We start from the raw sequence: 9143 nt of genomic DNA, 5'->3' as shown, positions 1-9143 counted from the left end.
TACCCGCCGACGAGTTCGGCAAGACCGTGAAGCTCGGCGAGCAGATCTTCCTGCACACGCCCGAATTCGCGGGCAAGTACGTCGGCAACAAGCTGACCTGCGCGAGCTGCCACCTCGACGCGGGCCGCCGGCCCGATTCGAGCCCGATATGGGCCGCGTACCTGCTGTATCCGGCGTACCGCAGCAAGAATGGCCACGTGAACACGTTCGCCGAGCGCCTGCAGGGGTGCTTCCGCTACAGCATGAACGGCAAGGCGCCGCCGGCCGGCGACCCGATCCTCGTTGCGCTCGAAACCTATTCGTACTGGCTCGCGAAGGGCGCGCCGGTCGGCACGAAGCTGCCGGGGCAGGGTTTCCTGAAACTGCCGCCGCCCGCGCAGAAGGCCGACTATGCGCGCGGCGCCGCCGTCTACACGCAGCACTGCGCGCTGTGCCACGGCGCGGACGGCCAGGGGCAGTCGAGCGGCGGCAAGGCGGTCTTCCCCGCGCTGTGGGGCGCGCGGTCGTTCAACTGGGGCGCGGGGATGGGCGACATCCGCAATGCAGCCGGCTTCATCAAGGCCAACATGCCGCTCGGGCTCGGCGGCACGCTGACCGATCAGGAGGCATGGGACGTCGCGACCTTCATGGACAGCCACGAGCGTCCGCAGGACCCGCGCTTCACGGGCTCGGTGCAGGACACCCGCGCGAAGTTCCACGATTCGCCCGATTCGATGTACGGGCTCAGCGTGAACGGGCACGTGCTCGGCGCACCGTGACGCAGGCGCCGTGCCGGCCATTCGGCCATCCGGCCATCCGGCCATCCGGCCCGCACGGCCTGCACTGCCCGCACGGCCTGCACTGCCTGCGCTGCTTGCGCATTCACGGATGCCAGCGATACACGATCATGCTCGTGCCGTTGTAGTTGTCCTTCGTGATCACGTATTCGCCGGTCGAGCGCAGGTACGCGCGGATCCCGTACATCGAGTCGACGTCGTTGCCGACGTCCATCGCCGACGTGTTCGAGTTGGTCAGCGTCGTGACGAGGGCGCCCGTGTTGAGATCGAACACGTCGACGTTCGGCACGGTGTGCACATAGCCGACGAACAGGTAGTGGCCGGCCGCCGCGATCGATTTCGGGTTCGCGCTGGTCAGGTTGATCACCGGGTTCGGCGCGGTCGTGTTGCCGCTCTTCCAGCCGTGATAGACCTCGATGTGCCCGTTCATCGCGGTCCAGTCCCAATTGTTCGCGAGGCCCTGCGCGAGAATCATCGTGTCGCTGTCCGACTGGTAGACGATCCGCGTGGTCGGCGCCACGGTGCTCGGTACGGGCGTCGTCACCGGCTTGCCCCATGACGGCTTGCCGGTCGCGTCGAAACCCGTCATCGGGTAGCGGGTAATCGCGTTGGAGCCGTTCAGCCCCGCCCATACGTCACCGTTGCCGTCGATGTCGAAACCGGTCGTGACCTGCAGCGTCGTGTTGAACGGCTTGCCCGGCAGCGAGCCGGCCGGATTCGCGATATAGCCGGTGGCCGGCGTGAAGTAATAGAAATTGAAGTTGCCGGGGTTCTGGCCCGACGCGACGAGAATCCGGTTGCCGCCGACCGTCACGAGCTGGCCGAAGTGCTGGCCGCGCTGGTAGTCGTTCATGTCGAGGCGCGGATCCTTCGGGTAGGTGAACGGATCGACCGTGTTCGCGACGAATGTGCCGCCCGCCGAGCCCGTATAGACGTTGTTGCCGCTGTAGAAGAACGCGCCGTCGGTTGCCGGGTCGGGCGCGGCGATCGCCTCGAAGTTCAGCGCCTGCAGCTTCCATTGCAGCGCACCCGTCGGGCTGTATGCATGCAGGTCGGTGCTGCCGTTGCGCCCGAGATCCCAGCCGCCGCCCCACGCGTTGTTGAGCACGTACAGGTTGCCGCCCGAATCCTTGCCGATGCCGACCACGCGCGTGAAGCGCTTGTCGCCGACCTGCCCCTTGATGCCCGAGGTCGTGTCGAGATAGCCGCCCTGCACACCGAACGTGCCGATCTGCTGCGGCAACCCGGCGAGGCTGTAGATCTTGACGTTCATGTCGCGGCCCTGGTCGCCCACCAGCAACTGCCCCGTCGACGCGTCGAAATACAGCGCCGACGGCCGCGCGCCGGCCGCCATCTGGATCGTGTTCATCAGCGTGCCGGTCGCGCTGTACTGCACGACCACGCCCGCGCTCATGCGCGCGACCCACAGGTTGCCCGCCGCATCGAGCGCCAGCGCACCGGGCCCGGTCACGCCGATGTCGCGCTGCCAGACGCCTTCCGTCGTGTACACGCGCACGCGGTTGCCGTAGAAATCGCTTGCATACAGCAGGTTGCCGGCCGTCGCGAGGCCGGTGATCACGTCCGGGTTCGGGAGGCCCGTCCACGTGCTGACCGGGATGCGCAGGTCACGCTTGTTCGTGCTGCGATCGTAGCGGCCCACCGAGCCGCTGCCGAAGGTGCGGTTGTAGCCGAGCGCGACGAACAGCGACGTCGCGTTGCCGGTAATCGCGCCGCCCTGGAATTCGTCGTGGATGCCGATCGTGCCCATCGGCTGGCCGTTCTGGTAGAGCGCGACGCCGCCCGCGTTCTCGTCCCAGCGCGACGCCGTGTAGATCACGCCCTCGGGCGCGACCCACATCGAGCGCGCCGCATTGCCGACGTGCTGGGCCAGCGTGCCGTACGTGTTCGCGAGCCAGTCGGTCGAGTATTGCACCTGCGCGTGACTCGCCGGCGCCAGCATCGCCACGCACATTCCCAGCAACGCCGCCCGAATTTGTTTCATTGACATGAATAATGCTCCCGAACGTTCGATTGTCGACACTGTAAATCGCGGCGCATGAAATATTGGTGATTCCGGCTAAAGCGCATTCGCCGTCACCCCGAATTATTCACGCCGTTCCTTTTGCCGTCCGGCGCTTTCCGTCAACGATGGTCAAGCCCGCTCACCGCGCCGCAGCGGCTTGCCGGCCACACGATTTCGGTGCTTTTTCCCCGGCATTTTCTTCCGGGTCGATCCATGCGAATGCGTCATTTTTTCTGAAATGCCCGCATTGCTCTTTCATTCCCCGGAGACGGACTCGATGATTACAAATCGAAATTAAAATGAAAGGAAAAAAATATTATCCGGCGCAATCGCGTTGTCGCGATTCAGCGCAGCGGCATGCGGCGGAAGAAAGGGAGGAAAGCAGGAAGGGAAAAGCGGGAGACCGTGAAGCAAACCGGAACCGCGCGCCGGCCATGCCGGCACGCGGCCGCGATCGTTCAGCTCGCTTCGTCGAGCGTCGGGCCGTCCCAGCCGTCGACGAATTTCGGCAGCGCGTCGACGACGTCGATCACGCGCTGCCGGTAGAACAGGTGCATCGTCGGCTGCAGGTCGCCGGGCAACTGCCCGCCGTGCGCACGCGCGGCCAGGCTGTTCGGCACGACGCGCATGCCAAGCCGGTTGGTGCCGAACACGATCTCGCCGCACGACGCGCAGTACGTGCGCGACATCGACCTCGCCGGGTGCGGGAACGTCGCGCTACCGCCTTCGACAGCCACCTGCTCCGGCGGCCACGCGGTCGCGGACAGCACCGGCGTGCCGTAGAAATCGCGGCAGGTCGCGCAATGGCAGTTCGCGCGCGCCGCCGGCTCGCCGCGCAGCGTCACGGTGACGCTGCCGCACAGGCAACTCGCGGAGTGCGTTCGGTCATGTCGTCTCCTCGAAAAAAGGAGGCGGCAGCACAGGAGCATGCGTGCAACGTTGCCGGCATCAAGCGCGGGCAACGTTGCGACCGCAACGATCGCTGCGCGTCAGAACTTCTGGCGCAGGCCCAGGCTGACGATGGCCTGCGAACGCGAATCGGACGAGTGGCCGTTCGCCTTGTCGGACACCGACGCGGTCGCCGCCACCGGCCGGCCCAGCGCGTCGAGCGTCATGCCCGACGCATGCTGGTACGCGCCGAGCAGGTACACGCTGGTGCGCTTCGACAGGTCGTAGACGGCGCCGAGCGTGACGTTGTGATACTGCGCGCGGTCGTCCACGCCATCGACATCGCTGCCGCGCGTGTAGCTGTAGCCCGCGAACAGTTGCGTCTGCGGGCGCACGTTCCAGCGCGTGAACACGCCCGCGACGTTGAACGTCGCGTGGCCCGTGAACAGCGACTGGCCGCCGCTGCGGTACTGCACGTTGCTGTAGTTCACGCCGACGACGGCCGGGCCGAAGTCGTAGGTCGCGCCGGTCGCGATGATCTGCTGCGATTGCGCGCTCGCATAGCCTTCGTTGATCGACGAGTTGAACAGCCCGTCGTCGGTGCTCTGCCACTTGCCGGTCGTCGGATCGGTCGCGCCCGTCTTGCTGTTGTCCGAACGCTCGAAACCGACCCCGACGCGCAGCGGGCCCGCCGCGTACCCCGCACCGACGCTCCACGTGTTGCGCTGCTTCATGCTGCCCGGCTGGCTGCCGAAGCCGTACAGCGCGCCGAACGTGAAGCCCGAGTAGTTGGCGCTCGTGTACTTGATCGAGCTGTCGACACGCGCGGTCTGGTCGAGGTCGTCGATATCGCCCGGGTGCGCGCCGAAGCCGCCGATGTACGACGACGGGCCGACCGGGCTCACGAAGTCGTCGAGCGACGTGTACTGGCGGCCGAGCGAAACCGTGCCATAGCGGTCGCTGCCGAGGCCGACGAACGCCTGGCGGCCGAACTGGCGGCCGCCCTGGCCCGACGTGCCGTTCGTGATGTCGAAGCCGTTCTCGAGGACGAACAGCGCGCGCATGCCGCCGCCGAGATCCTCGGAACCCTTGATGCCCCAGCGGCTGCCGGACAGGTTGCCGGTCGTGAGCGCGACGTCCGAATGGCCCGTGTACGCGCCCGCCGAGCCGACCCGCTCGTTGCTGCGATAGGTCACGCCTGCATCGACGATGCCGTACAGCGTGACGGAGCTTTGCGCGGCGGCGATGCCCGCGAGCGAGAGCAGCAGCGGGGCTGCGATCAGTTGCTTGTTCATGATTGTCGTGTCTCCGGGCGGTGAACCCGTTGTTCTGGCTGTCAGTTGCGAGTAGCGCGCGGGCGACGAGAACCACCGGCGGGCGAGGCCGGCGACGCGCGCGCGACGACGCGGCGGGCATGCCCGCTGCGGTCGTCATGGTAAATGGAACCGGTTCCGGTCGAAAGTGGAATAATGAAAACAGTTCATTTCCAAAATCGAGATAGTCGAACGGGCGGCCGTGTGCGCGGTGCGCCGCCCTGTACAGCCCGGGCGAGCACGGCCGATAATCGAACGCGCCGTCCATCGGGAGTGCCTTCATGCATGAAACGACCTTGCTGATCTTCGCCGCCGTCGCCTTCGTCGGTATCGCGACACCCGGCCCGACCGTGCTGCTCGCGCTGACCAACGGCTCGCGCTACGGCGTGCGCCGCGCGGCCTACGGCTTCGCGGGCGCGATGCTGTCCGACTTCGTGCTGATCGTCGCGGTCGCGCTCGGCCTCGGCGCGCTGCTGATGGCGTCGGCGTTCTGGTTCTCGGTGGTGAAGTGGCTCGGCGCCACGTACCTCGCCTATGTCGGCATCCGGCTGCTGATGTCGAAGGGCTCGCTCGACGTCGCCGCCGCCGCGCACGCTGGCGCGGCATCCGGAGGGCGCAACGCGTCGATCTTCGCGAAGAGTTTCCTCACGGCGGTGACGAACCCGAAGGGCTATCTGTTCTTCTCCGCCTTCCTGCCCCAGTTCCTCGATCCGTCCGCGCCGCTCGCGCCGCAATACGTCGCGCTCGCGGTCACGTTCGCGCTGCTCGACGGCGCGGTGATGTTCGGCTACGCGCTGCTCGGCGCACGCGCGGTGCGGCTGCTGAAGCGCGCGGGTGCGCTGTGGCTCGAACGCACCTGCGGCGCGATGCTGCTCGCGCTCGCCGGGTCGCTCGCGCTGTACCGGCGTCATGCGGCGTAGGAGCGGATACCGATGAGAATCGCCGCACCGCCCCGCTCCGGCTTTCCCGGCCTGTCGCTCCGCCAGCTCGAACGCGCCGACCTCGACGCGTGGCACGCGTACCTGACGAACCCCGACGTCTTCCGCCACACGAGCTGGAACCTGCGCTCGCCCGACGATCTGCTGCCGCTGTTCGACGCCATCGAGTCGGCCGACCCGGATTCGATCCGGCGCCTTGCCGTGATCGACGACGCATCGGGCGCGCTCGCCGGGACGATCGGCCTGCATACCGTGTCCACCGTGAACCGCTCGGCGGAGATCGCATACGATCTCGCGCCGTCGCACTGGGGGCGCGGGATCGCGAGCGCGCTGTGCGCGGCCGTCACCGCGTGGGCATTCGCGGACGGCGGCTTCATGCGCATGCAGGGCGTCGTGCTGACCAGCAACGCGGGCTCCGCGCGCGTGCTGCAAAAGTGCGGCTACCGCTACGAAGGGCTGTTGCGCGCGTACAAGATGGTACGCGGCACGCCGGGCGATTTCGCGATGTACGCGCGCCTCGCGACCGACTGACGCGCCCCCCCGCGGCTTCACGTCAGACCGCTCACGGCTGCGCAGGCGCAGGCGCAGGCGCAGGCGCCCGCCATTGGACGGCCTGCGCCGAATTGGCGACAATCGCCGTTTCCGTCCACGACGATCCGCAATGAAAATCGCCGCGCTGTCCGACATCCACGGCAACCTCGCCGCACTCGACGCGGTGCTCGACGACGTCCGCCGCCGCGGTGCCGACGTGATCGTCAATCTCGGCGACATCCTGTCGGGCGCGCTCCACCCGGCCGAAACGGCCGACCGCCTGATCGCGCTCGACCTGCCGACCATCAAGGGCAACCACGAACGGCAACTGCTCACCGGCGAGCGCGAGTCGATGCGGCTGTCGGATCGCTGGGCGCATGACACGCTGCGCGCCGATCATCTCGACTGGATCGCCGCGCTGCCCGAACGCGCGATGCTCGGCGACGACGTGTTGATGGTGCACGGCACGCCCGACAGCGACCTCGTCTATTTCCTCGAAACGGTCACACCCGACGGCTGCCGCGCGGCCACGCCCGATGAAATCGCGCAGCGCGCGGGCGACGCACCGGCGTCGCTGATCCTGTGCGGTCACACGCACATCCCGCGGACGGCGAAGCTCGACGACGGCCGGCTGATCGTCAACCCGGGCAGCGTCGGCCTGCAGGCGTACGCGGACGACCTGCCGCATCCGCACCGCATCGAGACGGGTTCGCCGCATGCGCGCTATGCGATGGTGTCGCGCACGGCGGCCGGCTGGAACGTCGAACTCCATGCGGTCGAATACGACTGGCACACGGCTGCGGCCACCGCCGCCACGCGCGGCCGCGACGACTGGGTCGTCGCACTGCGCACCGGCCGTTGCTGACACGCCCGCCCCATCATCCCGCTTCACTTCGTTCACCGGAAAACCGCACCGCCATGCCCGTTCCGTCGCAACTGCTTTTCCTGCCCGGCGCATCGGGCAGCACCGCCTTCTGGCAACCGCTCGCCGGGCTCCTGACGCATCCGGCCGAGCGCCGGATCGTCAGCTATCCGGGCTTCGGCGACACGCCGCACGATCCGGCCGTCGACGATTTCGACAGCCTCGTGCGTCGTGTGCTGGACATGATCGACCGGCCGACCGCCGTGATCGCGCAATCGATGGGCGGCGTGATCGCGATGCGCGCGGCGCTCGACAAGCCTGGGCTGATCACGCACCTCGTGCTGACGGTCACGTCCGGCGGACTCGACATGGCAGGGCTCGGCGCGCAGGACTGGCGCACCGGTTTCGCGGAAGCCAACCCGCAGCTTCCCGACTGGTTCCTGACGTTCCGGGCCGACCTGTCGCAGGAGATCGGCCGCATCGCGCAGCCGACGCTGCTGCTGTGGGGCGATGACGATCCGATCAGCCCCGTCGCGGCCGGCCGGCGCCTGCTCGAACGGTTGCCCGATGCGCAGCTGCACGTCGTGCCGGGCGGCCGGCACGATCTCGCGGCCGTGCATGCGGCCACGCTCGCACCGCTCGTCGATGCGCATCTGCAGCGCGTGTGACGTCGCGCGTTTCAGCTTCGGCTTCGGCTTCAGCTTCGGCGCGACCCTGAAACCACGCCGCTCACGCGCCGCATCACATCACCCCGCATTCCTCAACGTGAGCCGCGCTTCCAGCCCGCCGCCGTCCGTCCGGTTGTTCAGCGTGAGCGTGCCGCCCATCGCGAGCGCGAGTTGCCGCGCGATCGCCAGGCCGAGCCCCGTGCCGCCCGTCTCGCGGTTGCGCGACGTCTCCACGCGCCGGAACGGCTCGAACACCGCGTCGAGCTGATCGTCCGGAATGCCGGGCCCGCGGTCGAGCACCGCGATCACCGCGCCGCCATCCGGCGCGGCATGCACGTCGATCTCGGCCGCGCCTGCGAACTTCAGCGCGTTGTCGACGAGGTTGCCGACGATACGCCGCAGCGCCTTCGGGCGCGTGACGAGCGCGAGCGGCGCACGGCTGTGCAGCGCGACATCCTGCCCCGCATCCGTGTAGTCGCACACGATGCTGTCGAGCAGCGCATCGAGATCGATGCGGCGCGCGGCCTCCTCGGTGCCGTGCAGCGTCCGCGCGTACGCGACGCCCTCCTTCACCAGATGCTCCATCTCGAGCAGGTCCTGGCGCAGCTTCGCGCCCTGCGCGTCGTCGTCCATCATGTCGGCGCGCAAGCGCATCCGCGTGATCGGCGTCTGCAGGTCGTGCGAGATCGACGCGAGGATCTGCATGCGCTCGGCCATGTACTGCGCGATGCGATCCTGCATCGCGTTGAACGCCCGGGCGGCGCGCGCGACTTCGGACGGCCCGCCCTCGTTCAGCCGCTCGCCCTTCAAGTCGGGGCCGAGTGCATCGGCGGCCTGCGCGAGTTGCTTGAGCGGCCGCGTCGCGAGTCGCACCGCGAGCCAGCAGCACGCGGCCAGCACCGCGAGCTGCAGCACGAGCACGACCGGCAGCCAGCCCGACAGCGGCACCGTCGACATCGGATGGATGTCGATCGTCAGCGGCGACCCGTCGGTCAGGCGCAGATGCACCTGCAGATGTTCGCGATCGCCGGGAATCGCGTTCGCGGTCAGCGGGTAGTCGCCGCCGATGCCGTCCGAGATCGACCGCTCGACGCGCGCCGACAGCCGCGCTTCCGGCGGCGTGCCGGTCTCGCCGGGCCCGAGG

At 68.2% G+C, this 9143-nt stretch carries 9 protein-coding genes; 5 read left to right on the top strand and 4 right to left on the bottom strand.

The window, feature by feature from the left end; translation table 11 throughout:
- The coding region (locus JYJ84_RS20915; protein WP_205189423.1) for a c-type cytochrome at positions 1-758 on the top strand (758 nt) is incomplete at its 5' end.
- 103 nt (positions 759-861) lie between these two features.
- Here JYJ84_RS20915 and JYJ84_RS20910 read toward each other — a convergent pair.
- The 3 genes from JYJ84_RS20910 to JYJ84_RS20900 all read right to left on the bottom strand — a co-directional run bounded on the left by JYJ84_RS20910 (position 862) and on the right by JYJ84_RS20900 (position 4982).
- Positions 862-2784, bottom strand: a complete 1923-nt coding sequence (locus JYJ84_RS20910) for an SMP-30/gluconolactonase/LRE family protein (protein ID WP_122947999.1) — start codon at positions 2782-2784, stop codon at positions 862-864.
- A gap of 473 nt (positions 2785-3257) precedes the next feature.
- Positions 3258-3728 carry a GFA family protein gene (locus JYJ84_RS20905; RefSeq protein ID WP_374102115.1) on the bottom strand — a complete coding sequence of 157 codons (471 nt, stop codon included), beginning with the start codon at positions 3726-3728 and terminating at the stop codon, positions 3258-3260.
- 60 nt (positions 3729-3788) lie between these two features.
- The gene (locus JYJ84_RS20900) at positions 3789-4982 is read right to left on the bottom strand and encodes a porin (protein WP_122948001.1); all 1194 of its coding nucleotides are present in this window, start codon (positions 4980-4982) and stop codon (positions 3789-3791) included.
- Between the two features lie 299 nt (positions 4983-5281).
- On the opposite strand from JYJ84_RS20900, the gene JYJ84_RS20895 reads away from it, so the two are divergent.
- The 4 genes from JYJ84_RS20895 to JYJ84_RS20880 all read left to right on the top strand — a co-directional run bounded on the left by JYJ84_RS20895 (position 5282) and on the right by JYJ84_RS20880 (position 7999).
- The gene (locus JYJ84_RS20895) at positions 5282-5920 is read left to right on the top strand and encodes a LysE family translocator (RefSeq protein ID WP_175222985.1); all 639 of its coding nucleotides are present in this window, start codon (positions 5282-5284) and stop codon (positions 5918-5920) included.
- Between the two features lie 12 nt (positions 5921-5932).
- Positions 5933-6469 carry a GNAT family N-acetyltransferase gene (locus JYJ84_RS20890; RefSeq protein ID WP_175222984.1) on the top strand — a complete coding sequence of 179 codons (537 nt, stop codon included), beginning with the start codon at positions 5933-5935 and terminating at the stop codon, positions 6467-6469.
- 130 nt (positions 6470-6599) lie between these two features.
- Entirely contained in the window at positions 6600-7334 is a 735-nt protein-coding gene (locus tag JYJ84_RS20885; RefSeq protein ID WP_175222983.1) for a metallophosphoesterase, read from the top strand.
- Between the two features lie 53 nt (positions 7335-7387).
- Positions 7388-7999: an alpha/beta fold hydrolase gene (locus JYJ84_RS20880; protein WP_174961252.1), complete on the top strand. Its 612-nt coding sequence runs from the start codon at positions 7388-7390 to the stop codon at positions 7997-7999.
- Between the two features lie 78 nt (positions 8000-8077).
- Here JYJ84_RS20880 and JYJ84_RS20875 read toward each other — a convergent pair.
- Positions 8078-9143, bottom strand: a 1066-nt coding sequence (locus tag JYJ84_RS20875; RefSeq protein ID WP_205189422.1) for an ATP-binding protein, incomplete at its 5' end; no start/stop codon positions are given.

It is taken from the genome of Burkholderia sp. LMG 13014 (assembly GCF_905232215.1).
Taxonomy (GTDB): domain Bacteria; phylum Pseudomonadota; class Gammaproteobacteria; order Burkholderiales; family Burkholderiaceae; genus Burkholderia.
Note: the sequence above shows the minus strand (reverse complement) of the source record. Positions and strands in the feature narration are given on the sequence as shown.

Excerpts from the sequence above, each read along its gene's own strand:
- JYJ84_RS20880 (WP_174961252.1), top strand. The coding sequence starts at position 7,388 with ATGCCCGTTCCGTCGCAACTGCTTTTCCTGCCCGGCGCATCGGGCAGC.
- JYJ84_RS20895 (WP_175222985.1), top strand. The coding sequence starts at position 5,282 with ATGCATGAAACGACCTTGCTGATCTTCGCCGCCGTCGCCTTCGTCGGT.
- JYJ84_RS20910 (WP_122947999.1), bottom strand. The coding sequence starts at position 2,784 with ATGTCAATGAAACAAATTCGGGCGGCGTTGCTGGGAATGTGCGTGGCG.
- JYJ84_RS20885 (WP_175222983.1), top strand. The coding sequence starts at position 6,600 with ATGAAAATCGCCGCGCTGTCCGACATCCACGGCAACCTCGCCGCACTC.
- JYJ84_RS20900 (WP_122948001.1), bottom strand. The coding sequence starts at position 4,982 with ATGAACAAGCAACTGATCGCAGCCCCGCTGCTGCTCTCGCTCGCGGGC.
- JYJ84_RS20890 (WP_175222984.1), top strand. The coding sequence starts at position 5,933 with ATGAGAATCGCCGCACCGCCCCGCTCCGGCTTTCCCGGCCTGTCGCTC.
- JYJ84_RS20905 (WP_374102115.1), bottom strand. The coding sequence starts at position 3,728 with ATGCTCCTGTGCTGCCGCCTCCTTTTTTCGAGGAGACGACATGACCGA.